Below are 17,043 nucleotides of genomic sequence, written 5' to 3' on the forward strand. Positions count from 1 at the left end.
CGCCGGACAGTATTTCAAGCTTTGGTTGCGGTTTTGCGACTGCGGCGCTTCAGCGCGCCGTGCCAAACAGCGCGGCTTGCCTGTCAACGAGAGGGGAGCGGCTTTTTCACCGTCTTCAGCAGCGCACGCTGGATAACCTCATTGCCGGCGACGACCGAGCCATTGTCGAGCATATCCTGCCCGCCTTCCATGTCGGAAACGAAGCCGCCCGCCTCGCGGATCAACAGCAGGCCGGCGGCTATATCCCAGGCCGACAGACCGGTTTCCCAGAAGCCGTCCATGCGGCCGGCCGCGACATAGGCGAGATCGAGCGCGGCGGAGCCGAGACGCCGCACGCCCGAGACCTCGGCCATGACGTTGCGCAACTCGACGAGGAAATTGCCGTGGTGGCCGCGTCCCAGATGCGGCATGCCGCAGCCGATCACCGTGTCGACCAGCTTGGTGCGGCCGGAGACGCGCAGCCGGCGGTCGTTCATGAAGGCGCCACCGCCCCGTTCGGTCGTATAGAGCTCGTCCATGGCCGGATTGTAGATGACACCGGCCACGATCTGCCCCTGACGTTCGAGCGCGATCGAGACTGCGAAGAGCGGAATGCCATGCAGGAAATTGGTGGTGCCGTCGAGCGGGTCGACGATCCAGCGATGCTGGCTGTCATCGCCTTCGACCACGCCGCGTTCTTCCATCAGGAAGGCGTAGCCGGGACGCGCCTTCGACAGCTCGGCAAACAGGATGTCCTCGGCCTTGCGATCGGCCTGGCTGACATAGTCACCTGGCCCCTTCAGCGAGACCTGCAGGTTCTGGACCTCGCCGAAATCGCGCGACAGCGAACGGCCGGCCTTCATTGCGGCCTGGACCATGACGTTGAGAAGGGCTGAGCGTGCCATATTGTTGAAACTCCAAAAGCCTGGGGCGGATCAACTCAAATTGGATCGCGGCCCCGCTTCATCTGCTTGTCTTTGCACGCATGATCTTGTCCGAAAAGTCCGCAACTTTTCGGGATCATGCTCTAGTCTGCGCGGCGCACGTACGTGATTTCGTTGGTGTCGACGATGATGCGTTCGCCGGCGCCGATAAAAGGCGGCACCAGGACACGAATGCCGTTCTCCAGTACCGCCGGCTTGTAGGAGGACGCCGCTGTCTGGCCCTTCACTACCGGGTCCGCCTCGGTGATGGTCAGCGTCACATAATCGGGCAGCGAGATGCCGATCGGCCTCTCCTCATAGAGCTGGACCGTCACCATCATGCCGTCCTGCAGGAAGGCGGCGCGGTCGCCGACGAAGTCCTTGTTCAATTCAAGCTGCTCGTAGCTCTGGGTGTCCATGAACACCAGCGCGTCTTCCTGCGCATAGAGGAAGGAAAAATCCTTCAGGTCGAGGCGGATCTGCTCGACCGTTTCAGCCGAGCGGAAGCGCTCGTTGAGCTTGGTGCCGTTGATGAGGTTCTTCAACTCGACCTGGTTGTAGGCGCCGCCCTTGCCGGGCTTGACGGTGTTGGTCCTGACCGCCACCCACAGGCCGCCATCGTGCTCGATGACGTAGCCGGGACGGATTTCGTTGCCATTGATCTTGGCCATGATGATGGGATCCGGGATGCTGCCAACGGCCAGGCCGTCGGTATGGGATGTTCGCTGGGAAAGCGATTTCGGGCTCCCAAGACCACAAAACACCGGAAGAGGCAAGGGAGCGGGCGGGAAGGGCCGCAGCGCCGGGGCCATTATCAGGGCAGGCGGTTCGCCTTCTGCAGGGCCTGCTTGGTCTGGTCCTCGCTCAGCCCTTGCAGGAAATCGTCCATGTCTGCGTCGATGAGGCCGGCGCGGCGGGCGACGATGTACCAGGCACCGGCGAGCACCAGGTCGGGGTCGGTGCCAATGCCTTGCATGTAGAGTTTTGCCAGGCGGTTCTGGGCGGCGACATTGCCGCCTTCGGCAGCCTGCTTCGTCCAGCCGAAAGCCGATTTCAGGTCGCGGTCACCGCCGCGGCCCTCGATCATCCAGGCGGCGAGATCGATCTGCGCGGTGTCATAGTTCTGCCGTGCGGCCTGTGCCAGCAGGCGCCTTGCCTGCGCATCGTCGCGTGGCTTGCCGCCGACGCCGTTGGCGTAGATCTGGGACATGGCGTACTGGGCGTCGGGGAGACCGGTCGCGGCGGCGCGCTCATAATAGGGGACCGCCTTGGCGAGGCCCGCGTCGCCGGGATCCTGCTGGACCAGTATCTGCGCGAAATTGAACTGCGCCAGCCGGTTGCCGGCTTCGGCGGCGGCCTGCATCAGCGCATAGGCCTCCTTCGTGTCCTTCTTGACGTAGCGGCCGTCGAGCAGCATCAGCGCATATTGGAACTGCGATTCCGGGACGCCTTGCTCGGCGGCGGCGGCGTACCATTTCGCCGCCTCGGCCGCGTTCAACGGCACGCCCAGCCCGCGCGACAGGATCTCGGCCACTAATGTCTGCGCCGCCGGGTCGCCATTCTGGGCACGGACCAGCGCAAGATCGTAGGCCGTCTTGTAGAGTCCGCGCTGGAAGGCGCCATAGGCCGCGTCCGCCGGCTTGGCCCCGAAGCGGTCTGGATTGATGCTGTCGGCCGATGGCAGCGGTGCCGGCTCCGCCGTGGTGGCGGGCTGCGGCAGCTGCGTTTCGATCGGCTTGTCAGTGTGCACGCCGGTTTCAGGCTTGGGCTGCGGCAAGGGTATGGTTTCGGCGGCGGTGGCGGCCTGAATCATGACCGCCGCAAGCAGGGCCTGAAGGGGAAGCCTTGCCAGGGACACGTCAATCCTCGAAGCGCGGCGCGGTTTCGTCGAGCAGCGCATTGGCCCGGGCGATCGCGGCTTGCGGATCGACGCCGTCGGCGAACACCGCACTCGACAGCGCGACAAACTCGGCGCCGGTCGCGGCCACGTCCTCAACGGAAGCCAGGTCGGATCCGGCCATGACGATGCAGGGGATCTGGATCATGTCAGCCCACCATCGTCCCAGCGACAGGTTGCGCGGGTGTGGCTCGGGCTTGTTGTCGTAGCCGAAGCGGCCGAAAAAGATGTAGTCGGGCCGCGTCTCGCCAAGCTCAAGCGCATCGTCACGCGTCTTGGCGCCGCCGGTACCGACCATCATTTTCGCCTGGAAATGCTCGATCGTTTCGGCAAGCTCAGCCTTGGAGACCTCGGCATGGATGCCGTCGGCCTGGACACGCCCCGCAATGCGGGTGTCGCCGGCGATGACGACGGCCACGCCCGCGGCCTGCGCCGAAGGCACAATCTGCTCGGCGAAAGCCTGGAACGAGGCTTCGTCCATGCCGTTCTCGGGCAGGATCAGCGAAGCGATATCGCCGCCGTCGAATGCAGTAACGATGCGAGCGGCCGGCACGCCGGGCGGCGCGATCAGCACGATGCGGCAGCGGTTTGGGGGCGTTGCGTCATTCATGGTTCTTCGATCCCGGGTTTCGCCTATGCCGGGCGAAGATGGTTGGATTGCGGCATAGAGCAAACTGCCGGAATTGAACAGGCGTCAGCTTTCAGTCGACATCAGGCAGGACGGAGAGCATTGCGGGCTTTCATGACGACGTCGAAAACTTTCGACGGATACTCGATGCCAAGGAATTGCGGAACCGGGTCAAGAGCCGGCGACCAGCTGGCAAAACTTTGATAGCGAGACTGGGACCAGCCGCCCGAACTTCCGAACAACGATGCGGCCGCGCCGAAGCGCAAACTGCCGCGCTTTTCTCCCTCTCCGGTCAGCTGAATGTCGGGAAGGCGCTCCAGATCAATCGATGTGAAGCTGGCGAAAGGAGCAGTGCGCATGATGAGAATGCGCTTGTCGGTGACCACATAAGAGATACGTCGTCTGAACCACGCATCGACCGCAAACCTGCCAAAGACGAAGAACAGCCCAATGCAGATGAACATTGCTCCCCATGCATCGAAGAAAAGCGGCGCACCTTGCCTCGTCGCGGTATAAGTCCAGAAGATTGCAAAACCGCACCAGAGCAGGCTGAACGGTATGAGAAACATATCGCGACTGGTGAAGAATATGCCTTGCGCGGGAATACCACTCCAAAGGATGCGTTCGCGCGGCAAGAGCCGTCCCTGGAAAGTTCCGATCGCCACTCGGTCACCCCGTTGCTTTGTGCCCGCATCCACATCGCATGGACCAGGATTGGCGCGCAAGTCAGCAACATGTTATCCGCCCTCGAGGCCATGCGTTCGAAAGTATCGTTGCAGCTATCCAACGTTCGAGAACGCTATGCCGGCACTTTCGACTTCCACAGCGACCAGCCGAGATTCATGCCGGCCGCCGCCGTCAGGATCAAAGCGGCGCCGGCGACCTGGCTTAGATGCAAGCGATGGCCGAAGGCGGTGACGTCGACCAGGATGGCAACGACCGGATAGATGAAGGACAGCGATCCCTGCAGATGCGTCGGCAGCTTTTGGATGGCGCCGTACATCAGTATGTACATCAGGCCGGTGTGGACGACGCCCAGCGTCGCCAGCATGGCCCAGCTCCATGGATCGACGGGAAGATGCGTAAGATTGGCGAAAGGCGCCAGCATGACGACACCGACGCAGACCTGGATGAGCGCGATCAGATGCGGCGGCGTGCCCTTGAGCTTCTTGGTGACGATGGCCGCGACGGCCCAGAAGAAGGCAGCGGCCAGGGCCATCAGGATGCCGGCAAAATAATTGGTGCCGACATCGCCGGCGTCAGGGGCGGCCTCGACGATCAGCACCATGCCGGCGAAGGCGATGGCCAGCCAGGTCAGCTTGGTCAGGGTCAGCCGCTCGGCGAAGAAGAGCGCGCCGAAGCCGACCAGCATGAAGGGCTGGGTGTTGTAGACAGCGGTGGCGATCGAGATCGACGCGCGAGAGAAGGCACTGAACAGGAGCAGCCAGTTGATGACGATGGCGGCACCGCCGAGTGCGGCGAGGCCGATGACCCGCAGCGACAGCCTGTTGCGCAGCAATCCGAGGCAAGCGCAGATGACGAGCAACGTTACCGCGCCGAAGGCGCAGCGCCAGAACACGACATCCATGATCGGCTGGCCGGACATGATGACGAACCATCCGATCGTTCCCAGGATCGCCATTGCTGATGACATTTCGACCGTGCCGCGTACCGTTTCGTTCATGATAGCCTCTGGTTCAGTTGAGGCGGTATAATCTCATGCGATGCGGGCACTTTCCATCTCATGGAAAAGGTGATATGGACAAATAGCCTAATTATATTAGGTGTTTTCTCCGAATGGATGGGAAATCTGAGATGCTTGACGATCTCGACCGAAGTCTCCTCGAAATCCTGGTGAGGGATGCACGCACCTCGCTGAAGGATCTGGCTGCCCAGGTCGGACTGTCGTCTCCAAGCGTTTCGGAGCGGCTTAGGCGGCTCGAGGAGCGCGGCGTCATCCGGGCGTTCACGGTCGAGATCGATCCGCTGGCGCTCGGCTATACGCTGCAGGCGATCGTGCGCATCAAGCCTTTGCCGGGCAAGCTGCACATCGTGCAGAAGCTGATCGAGGAGATTGCCGAGTTTGGCGAATGCGACAAGGTGACGGGGGACGACTGTTTCGTCGCCCGTCTGTTCGTGCGCTCGATCGGCGACCTCGACGGCATTCTCGACCGCATCGCCGACAAGGCCGAGACCAGCACCGCCATCATCAAGGCGCAGCCGATCCGGCGGCGGCCGCCGCCGCTCGGGTCGCCGTCGGCCTCATCGTCTTGACTCCGCATGGCCATGGTGGAAAGGCGCTTTCAGTCTGCCAGATGACTGGCTGAAGGATGAGCAAGATATGGCGCAGAATATCTACGACCAGCCGGATTTCTTCGCGGGCTACAGCCGGCTTGGCCGGTCAATCGAAGGCCTGGACGGTGCTGCCGAATGGCCGGCGCTGCGCGCGATGCTGCCTGAAGTCGGGGGTTTAAGGGTTGTCGATCTCGGCTGTGGCTTCGGCTGGTTCTGCCGCTGGGCGCATGAGCACGGGGCGAGCCAGATGCTTGGGCTGGACCTGTCGGAAAAGATGCTTGCCCGCGCGCGTGCCGCCGGTCCGGATACCGGCATCACCTATGAGATGGCCGATCTCGACCAGCTCAGCCTGCCGCAAGACGGTTTCGATCTCGCCTACAGTTCGCTTGCCCTGCACTATGTCGATGACGTTGCGCGCCTGTTCAGGACGGTGCATCGGGCGCTGTCGCCCGGTGGGCATTTCGTCTTCTCGACGGAACATCCGATCTATATGGCTCCCAGCAGGCCTGGTTGGGCGATCGATGCCGAGGGCCGCAAGACATGGCCCGTCGACCAGTATCTGCTGGAAGGCCCGCGCAAGACCGACTGGCTGGCCAAGGGCGTGGTGAAACATCATCGCACCCTCGGTACCACGCTCAACACGCTGATCCAGTCCGGCTTCACGATCGGGCATGTCGAGGAATTCCGCCCGACGGACGCCCAGATCGCGGCCAAACCGGAACTGGCGGAAGAGCTCGAACGGCCGATGTTCCTGCTGGTCTCGGCGCGGCGATAGGGCAGGCGCTGGCCGGGATTTCCAGTCGCCCAAGACGTTGTTCTGGGTTATCAAGCATCGACGCCCTTCCCTCCGGACCAGTCCCATCCATGTCAGGCCTGCTTCTCGATCCGTGGTTCTATGCGGCCGCCATCCCTGCGGTCATCTTGGTCGGCCTGTCCAAGGGCGGCTTCGGCGGCGCTGTCGGTTTCGTCGGCGTGCCACTGATGGCGCTGACCATCCCGCCAGTGCAGGCGGCCGCCATCCTGCTGCCGATCCTGTGCCTGATGGACATCGTCTCGGTGTGGACGTGGTGGGGCGTCTACGACAGGAAGATGCTGGTCGACATGATGCCGGGCGCTGTTATCGGCATCGGCCTCGGCTGGCTGACGGCCGCACTGGTCACCGAGGAGGCGGTGCGGCTGATCGTCGGCGCGGTGGCCATCATCTTCGTGCTGCGCTGGCTCTATTTGCAGTTTCGCCATGGCTCCGATCACGTGGCCGAACCCAACCGTCTGGCGGCTGCGCTCTGGGGCACCGTCGCCGGCTTCACGAGCTTCGTCGCCCATGTCGGTGGCCCGCCTTTCCAGGTTTATGCACTGCCGATCCGGCTTGATCCGAAGGTGCTGTCGGGCACATCCGCGATCTTCTTTGCCGCCACCAATGCGCTGAAGCTGGTGCCCTATTTCGCGCTTGGCCAGTTCGACACCGCCAATCTGACGGCGTCGGCGGTGCTGATGCCGCTGGCGCCGCTGTCAACCATCGCCGGTGCCTGGCTGGTGCGGCGCATGCGGCCGGAGATTTTTTATCCCTTCACCTACGCCACGGTCGCGGTGGTGGCGTTGAAGCTGCTCTGGGACGGTATCGCCGGTCTTCTCTAGATACTGATGCAGATTCAGGCGGCGCTGGGCGCCAGGCGCCGTGGTCGGCCAAGCGCCAGCGCGACACCCCCTGCAAGAACCAGCACCATGCCGGCCAGGACGGCGAAGTCGTGCAAGGTCGGCTTCAGCACCATGTCTGACATGATGACTAGCATCACCGCATAATCGAAGCGTGCGGCCCGCAAGATGCGCTGGCCGTAGGCAAGTGCTGCAGGGGTCACGCCATCCCTGGCGACCATCGCTGCCATGCGGTCGGCGGTCGGCTTGAAGACGAACATGCCGATGCAGAAGGTCATGGCGTAGCCGGCAAGGCCAATCAGGATCCACAATTGCGAAAAGCCGGCCCAGAACCAGCACATGACCAATCCGAAGGCCAGTGTCAGCATCGACATCGGCGCAAAGAACTTGTTGCCCAACTCGCCGGTGGCGCGCATCGCCTGCAGAGTTCCCGGGATGTTTCCGGCCCGATCGGCCAGCGTCGCCACCACCATCAGCGTGAAGCCACCACCGACCCAAAGGGTCGCCGAGAGAATGTGCAGCAGTTTGACGATGGAATACCAGTCCATGGTTGTCTCCCCGGTCCCCGACGTTGGAGGGCGACGCAGGCACCCGTGCCCGCCATTTCGATGACCGAGCGTTTAGCGCCGTGCCTGTTTCGGAACGATGCCGCGAAAAAGCCCGCTCTGTTTCAGCGTCGGCCAACGCATGGAGCTGTTGAGATGGCAAACGTGCCGCCGGGTTTTCTGTTATTGTCACATGCGTCGGGCGGGTTGGCGCGACATCGTCTTGAAACACTAACGATGCTAGTGCGCCGACGCCGGGAGCCCGGTGGCGACAGGATCGCCTGACGATCAACGCATTCCCGAAAACGGGAAAAGGCAATTCGAGGGGACAGACATGCAAGGGGTAGCACGGAATTTCTTCACGCTGGCGATCATCTATGCTTTGTGCGGCATGGCGCTCGGTATCCACATGGCGATCAGCGAAGACCATGGCCAGATGCCGACTCACGCCCACACGATGGTGGCGGGATGGCTGATGTCGGCGGTCTTCGCTTTCTTCTACCATCTGTTTCCGGCCGCCGGGCAAAAGGTGCTCGCCAAGGTTCACTTCTGGCTGACGGCGATCAGCGGCATCGGGCTCATGATCGGCCTTTACATTCTGCTCGCCGGCAATCCGGGGATAGAGCCGCTGCTGGGAATCGCCTCGATCGGCTTCTATGCGGGCATGCTGCTGTTTGCCTTTATCGCCCTGCCTGTCGTGTGGAAAAAGGCCTGAGCCGGAGGCCGAGAGGGCTCTTGGGACTGTGCTGTTACGGCACAGAAATGCGGCATTCGGTCAAAAACATCGGTGCCGTTAAGGCTTCATTAAGCTTTACAAGTGTTTACTATGTTCATCCAGTGATCTGGATTCTTACCGAGTGGTTGGAGCCACTTTGTTTGACGCCTCCCTGTTAAACTCCTGAGAGCCGCCTTATCCGCGGCTCTTTTTTTGTCCGGATTCCGGCGACAGCCCAGACCACGAATGGCCGTTAACCTTCTGTTAAACATGTGCTTGCCTTCACCCCCCGCGAAGCGCATTTTCAAGCTTCAGTCATATAGGGTTCCGGGTGTATCGGCAGTGAGCCGAATCGGCCGGTTGCAAGTGCAGGGGCGTATTCAATGAACGAGCCTTCGAAGGGCAGTGCGAAAACCGTGAAGCTGGCGGAACGTCGGGTTTTTTCGCACTCCTTCAAACCGCTCTACCAGGAAGGCATGGGCCTGGTTGAACAGGCCGCCGAATATCTCGACGGCAAGGGCCGCGCCGAGGCCAAGAAACTGTCTCGGCTGGCGGCCACGCTCTACGCGGCCGAATCGATGCGGCTGACCACCAGGCTGATGCAGGTCGCCTCCTGGCTACTTTTGCAGCGTGCGGCCAATTCCGGCGAGATGACCCGCGACCAGGTGGCTTCGGAAAAGTCCAAGGTGCGTCTCGACACCGCTTCCGCCCATGATGAAGCCGCCGGCTGGGCTGAACTGCCCAAGGATTTCCTCGACCTCGTCAACCGCTCGCTTCGCCTGCAGGCGCTGGTGCGCCGCATGGATGACGAGATCTACGGCGCCGGCGCCGTGGTCGACATGCAGCCCATAGGCCGCCGGCCCAATCCGGTTTCCGACCAGATCAGCCTGCTCAACACGGCTTTTGCTCGGGGTTGAGATCTTTCGGCCTTTCGTTTCCGGTTTGTTCACATTTCGCTGGCATCGCTGTCCGCCGGAGGTAAACTCGCCGGATGGGGGAAGCGATTCGCATTATCGGTATTGATCCGGGGCTCAGGCGCACCGGCTGGGGCATCGTTGAGAGCCTCGGCAATTCCTTGCGCTTCATAGCTTCCGGCACCGTGCGCTCCGACGACAAGGCGGCGCTGGCGACACGGCTTTGCCAGTTGCATGACGGGCTCGCCGAAGTCCTGCATACGGCGATGCCACACGAGGCGGCCGTCGAGCAGACCTTCGTCAACAAGGATGCCGTGGCGACGCTCAAGCTCGGCCAGGCGCGTGGCATCGCCATGCTGGTGCCGGCGCGGGCCGGCCTCGTCGTCGCCGAATATGCGCCCAATGCGGTGAAGAAGGCGGTCATCGGCGTCGGCCATGGCGACAAGAAGCAGATCCACATGATGGTGAAGGTGCTGCTGCCGAAAGCGACGTTCGACACCGAACACGCCGCCGACGCGCTGGCTATTGCGATTTGCCACGCGCATCACCGGCAGAGTGTCGCCTACCGTATGGCGCTGGCCGGCTAGCGATGTTCTTGACTTGTTCACGTTGAAAGGATAAGTAATACCGCAGAGGTATTACCATGCGCGTCACCACCAAGGGGCAAGTTACAATCCCCAAGCCGATAAGGGACCATCTGGGCATCGGTCCGGGTTCCGAGGTGGAATTCGTGGCTACCGACGGGGGCGTTCAGTTGGTTGCCGTCAACGAGAACCTCTCCCAGGAGGAGAAATTGCGCAGGTTCAACGACGTCCTTGACCGGATGGCGGGGACGTTGGATCTGGGAGGCATGACCACCGATCAGTACATGGAGTGGTTGAGGGGGCCGCGTGAAGATCTCGACGTTGATTGACACAAATGTCCTGATCGACGTCTGGGGACCGGCCGGGCCGCTGAAAGAATGGTCGGCATCTGCGATCGCTTCATGCCGCCGCGACGGTGCCTTGGTGTTAAATACAATCATCTGGTCTGAGCTCGCGCCGCTGATCTCCACGGAGACGGCGCTTCGAAAAGCCGTCGACATGCTCGAGATGGATCGCGAACTTGTACCTTGGGACGCAGCGTTTCTTGCGGGCGTCACGCATTCCCGCTATCGCCGGGCCGGCGGTGTTCGCGAAAGAACCTTGCCGGACTTCTTTATCGGCGCTCATGCGAGCGTTGCGGGGCATCGTCTTTTGACACGCGACGCCGCGCGTTACCGCAGTTATTTCCCCGACCTCGATATCATCTCTCCGGAAACACACCCATGAAGTCTCCGGAAACACACCCATGAAGGCCCCATCTTCGATGAAAGATCTGGCATGATCGGCAAGCTCAAGGGCACGCTCGACGAGATCGACGAAGACCACTGCCTCGTGGACATTCATGGCGTCGGCTACGTAGCCTATTGCTCGGCACGCACATTGGCCGCACTGCCTTCGCCTGGTGAAGCGGTGGTGCTGTTCATCGAGACCTATGTGCGCGAGGACATGCTGCGGCTCTACGGCTTCCAGTCGCAGCTCGAGCGCGAGTGGTTCCGGCTCTTGATGAACAATGTGCCGGGCGTCGGTGCCAAGGTGGCGCTGGCCATCCTGTCGACGCTGACGCCAGCCGATCTCGCCAATGCCATAGCGCTGCGCGACATCGCCATGGTTTCGCGCGCGCCCGGTGTCGGCAAGAAGGTGGCCGAGCGCATCGTCACCGAATTGAAGAACAAGGCGCCGGCCTATGCGGGTTCGGCCTCTGGCGCCATCGGCCTGAAGCAGGAGCTCGGCGAAGGCGTGGCGCCGGCGCCGATCACCGACGCCGTTTCGGCCCTGGTCAATCTCGGCTATTCCCGCGATACAGCTGCCAATGCCGTGGCGGCCGCGCTGAAGACAGCGGGCGAGGGCGCGGACGCGCCGAAGCTGATCCGCTTCGGGCTGAAGGAACTGGCGCGGTGAGCGCTCGCTTGTCCAGTTCGGGGCCATATGCGAGTGAGGCGGCATGAGCCTGCCGCCCCGCCTGATTGCTCCGGAAAAACGCGGCGAGGATGCCGAGCAGACCTTGCGGCCGCAGACGCTTGCCGATTTCGTCGGCCAGGCGGCGGTGCGGGCCAACCTCAAAGTCTTCATCGAGGCCGCCAAGGGCCGCAACGAGGCGCTCGACCATGTGCTGTTTGTTGGCCCGCCGGGGCTGGGCAAGACGACGCTGGCGCAGATCATGGCGCGTGAGCTTGGCGTCAATTTCCGCTCGACCTCCGGTCCGGTCATCGCCAAGGCTGGCGACCTCGCGGCACTCCTCACCAATCTCGAAGAAGGCGATGTGCTGTTCATCGACGAGATCCACCGGCTGAGCCCGGCGGTGGAGGAAATCCTCTATCCGGCGATGGAGGATTTCCAGCTCGATCTGATCATCGGCGAGGGGCCGGCGGCGCGCTCAGTCAAGATCGACCTTGCCAAGTTCACTCTCGTCGCCGCCACGACACGTCTCGGCTTGCTCACCAATCCGCTGCGTGACCGTTTCGGCATTCCGGTGAGGCTCAACTTCTACACGGTTGAGGAACTCGAGCAGATCGTGCGGCGCGGCGCCCGCATCCTGCAAATGCCGCTCGGCGATGACGGCGCGCTCGAGATCGCGCGGCGCGCGCGCGGCACGCCGCGCATCGCAGGCCGGCTGTTACGCCGCGTGCGCGATTTCGCCTCGGTCGCCGGCGACGGCCATGTCGACCGCCGGATCGCCGATGAGGCGCTGACCCGGCTTGAGGTCGATGCGCTCGGCCTCGACGCACTCGACCGGCGCTATCTCGGCATGATCGCGCGCAATTTCGGCGGTGGGCCGGTCGGCATCGAGACGATCGCCGCCGGTCTCTCCGAGCCACGCGACGCCATCGAGGATATCATCGAGCCCTATCTCATCCAGCAGGGTTTCATCCAGCGCACGCCGCGTGGGCGCATGCTGACAGCCAATGCCTGGCGGCACCTCGGCCTCGACGCGCCGAAGGACCTGGCGCAGCAGCAGATCAACCTGTTCCAGGAAGAATAGCCGCCAAGCGATCAGGCTGGGGATCCAGATCAGTGATCAAGCATCCGTGAACGTCTTGCGCCGAATCTGCTCGTCTTTGTCGATTTGCCGGCGCAATCGTGGATTTTATCGGCGCTGTCTCGCGGCATGCCGCCGCGATCCACGTGCCGGAGCCATAGAATGATAACCAGACGCGGGTTCCTGCGCTTCGTCGGCGGGTCGGTCCTGTCGGTTGCCGCGTTCAGCGCCTATGCGGTCGGCATCGAGCCGATGCTGCTGACGCATGTGAAGCGCTATGCGCTGACGCCGCCGCATTGGCCGGAGGGGCTGAAGCTGCGGGTCGTGGCCCTTGCGGATATCCATGCCTGCCGGCCGTGGATGACACCGGAACGGATCGCCTCGTTTGTCCAGGATGCGAATGCGCTGCAGCCGGACGTGATCGTCCTGCTCGGCGATTTTATCTCCGGCATGCCCATGGTGACGGGGCCGGTGACGCCATCGCAATGGGCGTCGGCCTTGTCGGGCCTCAAGGCGCCGCTCGGCGTGCATTCGATCCTCGGCAACCATGACTGGTGGCATGACGGCTTCGCGCAGCGGGCCGGAGCCGGTCCAACCATAGCGCGCAAGGCTTTGGAGGCGGTCGGCATCCCGGTGCTGGAAAACGATGTCGTGCGCCTGGACAAGGATGGGCACGGCGTGTGGATTGCCGGGCTGGCCGACCAGCAGGCCCTGCTGCCGACCAAGGAGCGCCCCGGATTGACGGGGCTGGACGATCTCGACGGTACGCTGGCCAAGGTCAGCGACACCGCGCCTATCATCCTGCTCGCCCATGAGCCCGACATTTTTGCCACCGTGCCGTGGCGGGTGTCGCTAACCTTGTCCGGTCATACCCATGGCGGGCAGGTGCGGCTGTTCGGCTATTCACCTGTTGTCCCGTCGCGTTTCGGCAATCGCTATGCCTATGGCCATGTCGTCGAGAACGATCGCAATCTGATCGTCTCGGGCGGGCTCGGCTTCTCCATCATGCCTGTGCGCTTCGGCGTGCGGCCGGAAATCCTACAGATCGATCTCGGTTGATTTAAAGAATAGCTCTCAGGGAAGCGAGCGGATTACGTCCAGCACATCCGGCTCGGCCTTGTCGCCATTGAAGGCGTCGACGATGCCGAAGGCGCCGCCATAGCTCCACACCGACCAGGAGAAGCCGTGCGCCTCGGCGCGCGTGATCATGTCCTTGACATAGGCCGCGCGGTATTCGGCCGGCATCACATAGGCGTTGCCGTATTCCTGGCGGATCATGCCGAACTCGCCCAGCGTGATGTTCTCCGGCTTGATGCCGTTGGCCTTCGCCCATGCCTCGACCTTTTTGAACGGCGTATCCATTAGACCGAGCAGTTTGTCGGGGCTGTCCATGCTGGCGACCTGTTCATCGAGATAGGCAAGCAGCCCACTCTGCCGTGTCCATGGCGCCTCGGCCTTGATCCGGGCGCGGATGGTGTCGAGCGTCACGTCGAGCTGCGCCTTGGGCACCGCCGTCAGCGGATAGGGCAGGCCGGTCACATAGGGGATGAAGTCGCCGGCCCAGGTCGCGCCCTGATGCGTGAGCAGGAATGGATCATAGGAATGAAAGGTCCAGATGACGTTGTCGTCCGGGACCGTCTTCGGATCGATCTTTTCCAGAGAGCTTGCGGCGGAATAACAGGCGCCTGTCAGGATCAGGGTCAGTTTTGTCGCCGATGATCGTGCCGCTGCGAACAATTTCTGCTGGCGGTCTGGCCACAGGCTGGTGCCGTCGCTGTCACAGTCGACGATCGGTTCGTTCATCAATTCGAAGGCGACTTTTTGGGGATCCTCGCCGGCCAGGGTGCGGCCCATCTTGCGCACCATGTCGACATAGCGGTCGAAGGTCTGCGGGTCGTCCATCACCTCAGCCATCCCGATCTTGCGGCTGCCGCCGGCCGGGATCAGGTGCATGTCGACGATGACCTTCAGGCCGGCACGATTGATCATGCGCACCGAGTCCAGCACGCTGGCGTAGAGGTCGTCGCGTAGCGCCTTAGTTTGGTCGGACAGGAAAGGCGAGGGATCGACCGGCATACGCAGGAAATCGAAGCCCGCTTCCTTCAGCGCCTTGAGATCGTCCTCCTTGAGGGACTTGCGCCATTCCGGATAGGGCAGGATCGCCTTGGCGTCGCCCCACTGATCTTCGCCGGGCCAGGTGACCCACTGGTCGAGATTGAGGCCGCGTTTCATGGAGAAAGTCGCCGCCTGGCCAGGCAGCGCCAAGGCCACCAGCACAAGCACCGCCGCCATCAAACCCTTGATCATCGCCGTCAACAGTGCCATCCGATGTTAGATCATGATGGCGTTTGGTTGAATCGTCATCATGATCTATTTCTTTGCTGGAGCATGCTCTCTGGACAAACGGAAACCGTTTGTCCGAGAGAACCGGTTCCCACTTTTCGGGATCATGCTCTAGGTCACGCGCAAAACTGGTGCCTTGCCGCGACTGAAAAAGGAAGCGCAATGGACGATCATGGTGAATCGGCGACATCGCTGGCCGGGATTTCCGGGGCGCTGACCGAATTCGGCCACCGGCTGATGGCGCGGGTCTACTATGCCGACACCGATTTCTCCGGCGTCGTCTACCATGCGCGCTATCTCGAATTTCTCGAGCGCGGACGCTCCGACTATCTCAGGCTGACCGGTGTCCATCACACGGAACTCGCCGACGGCAAGCATGGCGAAAAGATCGTCTGGGTGGTGCGCCGCATGGAGATCGACTTTCGCATCCCTGCCCGCATCGACGATATCCTGACCGTCGACACCCGCACCGACACCATTTCCGGCGCGCGTATTTTCATGGCCCAGCAGCTCAAGCGCGGCGACGAAGTGCTGCTGGAAGCCAAGGTCGAGGCGGCGATCATCGGCGAGAATGGTCGGCCGAGGCGCTTTCCCAAGGAATGGGTCATAGCCTTCATGCCCAAGGCACTACCGACGGCCGATTAGGCGGATTGCGCGTAGGCGATTGCACTTGCCCCGCCATTGGGCGCGGCAATGCGCCGCGCCTTATTTACTAACCCATCCTTAACCATAACGGTTCATGAAGAGATTGGCGAAGATTGGCGCGATCCTGCGCCTTCCTTTCACCAATATTTGCCCCGAAAAGGCCGTTAACGGCACAGTTTGGGGTTGTTCCGGTAGCTTCGTGCGAACCGACCACAAGGGATGCCATGGGCCAGCCGCCAGCTTTGCCCGGAAAATCTTAAGGACGTAACGATGGAAAATATCGCACTCGCCGATCCGGGCGCGCAATTGTCGGTTTGGTCGCTGTTCCTTTCGGCCAGCTGGGTGGTCAAGCTGGTCATGATCGGCTTGGTCTGCGCCTCGGTCTGGACCTGGGCGATCATCGTCGACAAGCTGGTTTCCTATGGCCGCATGCGGCTGGCGCTCAACCGCTTCGAGCAGGTCTTCTGGTCAGGGCAGTCGCTGGAGGAGCTCTACCGCACGCTCGCCGACCGCAAGACATCAGGCATGGGCGCCATTTTCGTTGCCGCCATGCGTGAGTGGAAAAAGAGTTTCGAGAAGGGCGCCAAGACGCCGCTTGGACTGCAGACCCGTATCGACAAGGCCATGGACCTGGCGCTGACGCGCGAGATGGAGAAGCTCGAGGGTCGTCTCGGCTTCCTCGCCACCACCGGCTCGGCCGCACCCTTCATCGGCCTGTTCGGCACGGTCATAGGCATCATGACCTCGTTCCAGGCGATCGCCGGTTCCAAGAACACCAGCCTCGCGGTCGTTGCGCCCGGCATCGCGGAAGCGCTGCTGGCGACCGCCATCGGCCTGCTTGCCGCTATTCCCGCGGTCATCGCCTATAACAAGCTGTCATCGGATGCGAGCAAGATCGCTGTGCGCATGGAAGGGTTCTCCGACGAGTTCTCCGCCATACTCTCGCGCCAAATCGATGAAAAAGTCGCGCCCAAGGCCTGAGGAGTAACGAGATGGGTATGTCCGTAGGCATGGGAGGACGCGGCGGGCGCGGCCACCGGCGGCGCGGCCGTCACCATGCGCTGATGTCGGAGATCAACGTCACGCCGATGGTCGACGTGATGCTGGTGCTGCTGATCATCTTCATGGTCGCCGCACCCATGCTGACGGTCGGCGTGCCGATCGACCTGCCGGACACGCAGGCTAAGGCGATGAATGCCGACACGCAGCCGATCACCGTCTCGATCGATGCCTCCGGCAAGATCTTTCTGCAGGAAACCGAGATCCCGATCGAGGAACTGGTGGCCAAGCTGCAGGCAATTTCGAAGACCGGTTATGAAGAGCGCATCTTCATCCGCGGCGACAAGTCCACCGATTATGGCACCGCGATGAAGGTCATGGCCCGCATTTCGGCCGCTGGTTACAAGAATATCGGTCTGGTTTCACTGCAGGAACAGGATCAGTAGA

The 17,043-nt window shown here is 62.3% G+C and carries 22 protein-coding genes; 14 read left to right on the forward strand and 8 right to left on the reverse strand.

What is annotated here, in order from left to right; translation table 11 throughout:
• Positions 1 to 83: 83 nt before the first annotated feature.
• From EB235_RS07265 to EB235_RS07290, 6 genes are all read right to left on the reverse strand, one after another.
• Positions 84 to 884: an inositol monophosphatase family protein gene (locus EB235_RS07265; RefSeq protein ID WP_027031632.1), complete on the reverse strand. Its 801-nt coding sequence runs from the start codon at positions 882 to 884 to the stop codon at positions 84 to 86.
• Positions 885 to 1,006: 122 nt separating this feature from the next.
• Positions 1,007 to 1,573 carry an elongation factor P gene (gene efp, locus EB235_RS07270; protein ID WP_027031631.1) on the reverse strand — a complete coding sequence of 189 codons (567 nt, stop codon included), beginning with the start codon at positions 1,571 to 1,573 and terminating at the stop codon, positions 1,007 to 1,009.
• Between the two features lie 143 nt (positions 1,574 to 1,716).
• Positions 1,717 to 2,760 (reverse strand): tetratricopeptide repeat protein, encoded by a 1,044-nt coding sequence (locus EB235_RS07275; protein WP_027031630.1) that lies wholly within the window; start codon positions 2,758 to 2,760, stop codon positions 1,717 to 1,719.
• A gap of 1 nt (position 2,761) precedes the next feature.
• Positions 2,762 to 3,409 (reverse strand): thiamine phosphate synthase, encoded by a 648-nt coding sequence (locus tag EB235_RS07280; RefSeq protein WP_027031629.1) that lies wholly within the window; start codon positions 3,407 to 3,409, stop codon positions 2,762 to 2,764.
• A 101-nt stretch (positions 3,410 to 3,510) separates the two neighbouring features.
• Positions 3,511 to 4,092, reverse strand: a complete 582-nt coding sequence (locus EB235_RS07285; protein WP_027031628.1) for a hypothetical protein — start codon at positions 4,090 to 4,092, stop codon at positions 3,511 to 3,513.
• Between the two features lie 134 nt (positions 4,093 to 4,226).
• Complete coding sequence (locus EB235_RS07290) at positions 4,227 to 5,111, reverse strand: DMT family transporter (protein ID WP_027031627.1); 885 nt, start codon at positions 5,109 to 5,111, stop codon at positions 4,227 to 4,229.
• 131 nt (positions 5,112 to 5,242) lie between these two features.
• On the opposite strand from EB235_RS07290, the gene EB235_RS07295 reads away from it, so the two are divergent.
• From EB235_RS07295 to EB235_RS07305, 3 genes are all read left to right on the forward strand, one after another.
• Positions 5,243 to 5,701 (forward strand): Lrp/AsnC family transcriptional regulator, encoded by a 459-nt coding sequence (locus EB235_RS07295; RefSeq protein WP_027031626.1) that lies wholly within the window; start codon positions 5,243 to 5,245, stop codon positions 5,699 to 5,701.
• A gap of 67 nt (positions 5,702 to 5,768) precedes the next feature.
• On the forward strand, positions 5,769 to 6,497 hold the full coding sequence (locus tag EB235_RS07300; RefSeq protein WP_027031625.1) for a class I SAM-dependent methyltransferase: 729 nt from the start codon (positions 5,769 to 5,771) through the stop codon (positions 6,495 to 6,497).
• A gap of 89 nt (positions 6,498 to 6,586) precedes the next feature.
• Entirely contained in the window at positions 6,587 to 7,357 is a 771-nt protein-coding gene (locus EB235_RS07305; protein WP_027031624.1) for a sulfite exporter TauE/SafE family protein, read from the forward strand.
• Between the two features lie 14 nt (positions 7,358 to 7,371).
• Here the strand turns inward: EB235_RS07305 and EB235_RS07310 are convergent, their stop codons facing one another.
• The gene (locus EB235_RS07310; protein WP_027031623.1) at positions 7,372 to 7,923 is read right to left on the reverse strand and encodes a DUF2269 family protein; all 552 of its coding nucleotides are present in this window, start codon (positions 7,921 to 7,923) and stop codon (positions 7,372 to 7,374) included.
• Positions 7,924 to 8,254: 331 nt separating this feature from the next.
• On the opposite strand from EB235_RS07310, the gene EB235_RS07315 reads away from it, so the two are divergent.
• From EB235_RS07315 to EB235_RS07350, 8 genes are all read left to right on the forward strand, one after another.
• Complete coding sequence (locus EB235_RS07315; protein WP_027031622.1) at positions 8,255 to 8,635, forward strand: hypothetical protein; 381 nt, start codon at positions 8,255 to 8,257, stop codon at positions 8,633 to 8,635.
• A 383-nt stretch (positions 8,636 to 9,018) separates the two neighbouring features.
• Positions 9,019 to 9,552 (forward strand): DUF1465 family protein, encoded by a 534-nt coding sequence (locus tag EB235_RS07320; protein ID WP_027031621.1) that lies wholly within the window; start codon positions 9,019 to 9,021, stop codon positions 9,550 to 9,552.
• Positions 9,553 to 9,626: 74 nt separating this feature from the next.
• A complete protein-coding gene (gene ruvC, locus EB235_RS07325; protein ID WP_027031620.1) occupies positions 9,627 to 10,136 on the forward strand; it encodes a crossover junction endodeoxyribonuclease RuvC in 510 nt (169 codons plus the stop codon).
• A gap of 56 nt (positions 10,137 to 10,192) precedes the next feature.
• On the forward strand, positions 10,193 to 10,462 hold the full coding sequence (locus EB235_RS07330) for an AbrB/MazE/SpoVT family DNA-binding domain-containing protein (RefSeq protein WP_027031619.1): 270 nt from the start codon (positions 10,193 to 10,195) through the stop codon (positions 10,460 to 10,462).
• Positions 10,440 to 10,859: a type II toxin-antitoxin system VapC family toxin gene (locus EB235_RS07335; RefSeq protein ID WP_027031618.1), complete on the forward strand. Its 420-nt coding sequence runs from the start codon at positions 10,440 to 10,442 to the stop codon at positions 10,857 to 10,859. The genes EB235_RS07330 and EB235_RS07335 overlap by 23 nt, the downstream gene beginning before the upstream one ends.
• 51 nt (positions 10,860 to 10,910) lie before the next feature.
• Positions 10,911 to 11,531, forward strand: coding sequence for a Holliday junction branch migration protein RuvA (gene ruvA, locus EB235_RS07340; protein ID WP_027031617.1), 621 nt, complete (start codon positions 10,911 to 10,913; stop codon positions 11,529 to 11,531).
• 43 nt (positions 11,532 to 11,574) lie between these two features.
• Complete coding sequence (ruvB, locus tag EB235_RS07345; protein ID WP_027031616.1) at positions 11,575 to 12,612, forward strand: Holliday junction branch migration DNA helicase RuvB; 1,038 nt, start codon at positions 11,575 to 11,577, stop codon at positions 12,610 to 12,612.
• Between the two features lie 159 nt (positions 12,613 to 12,771).
• Complete coding sequence (locus tag EB235_RS07350; RefSeq protein WP_027031615.1) at positions 12,772 to 13,668, forward strand: metallophosphoesterase; 897 nt, start codon at positions 12,772 to 12,774, stop codon at positions 13,666 to 13,668.
• A 15-nt stretch (positions 13,669 to 13,683) separates the two neighbouring features.
• On the opposite strand, the gene EB235_RS07355 is transcribed toward EB235_RS07350, so the two are convergent.
• Complete coding sequence (locus EB235_RS07355) at positions 13,684 to 14,934, reverse strand: glycoside hydrolase family 5 protein (RefSeq protein ID WP_027031614.1); 1,251 nt, start codon at positions 14,932 to 14,934, stop codon at positions 13,684 to 13,686.
• Between the two features lie 180 nt (positions 14,935 to 15,114).
• On the opposite strand from EB235_RS07355, the gene ybgC reads away from it, so the two are divergent.
• The 3 genes from ybgC (at position 15,115) to tolR (ending at position 17,042) form a co-directional block, all read left to right on the forward strand.
• Entirely contained in the window at positions 15,115 to 15,597 is a 483-nt protein-coding gene (gene ybgC / locus EB235_RS07360; RefSeq protein ID WP_027031613.1) for a tol-pal system-associated acyl-CoA thioesterase, read from the forward strand.
• 270 nt (positions 15,598 to 15,867) lie between these two features.
• Complete coding sequence (tolQ, locus tag EB235_RS07365) at positions 15,868 to 16,578, forward strand: protein TolQ (RefSeq protein ID WP_027031612.1); 711 nt, start codon at positions 15,868 to 15,870, stop codon at positions 16,576 to 16,578.
• 11 nt (positions 16,579 to 16,589) lie between these two features.
• Entirely contained in the window at positions 16,590 to 17,042 is a 453-nt protein-coding gene (gene tolR / locus EB235_RS07370) for a protein TolR (protein WP_027031611.1), read from the forward strand.
• Position 17,043: the final 1 nt, after the last annotated feature.

Origin of the sequence: Mesorhizobium loti R88b, assembly GCF_013170845.1 — a bacterium.
GTDB classification, from domain to species: Bacteria; Pseudomonadota; Alphaproteobacteria; order Rhizobiales; family Rhizobiaceae; genus Mesorhizobium; species Mesorhizobium loti_B.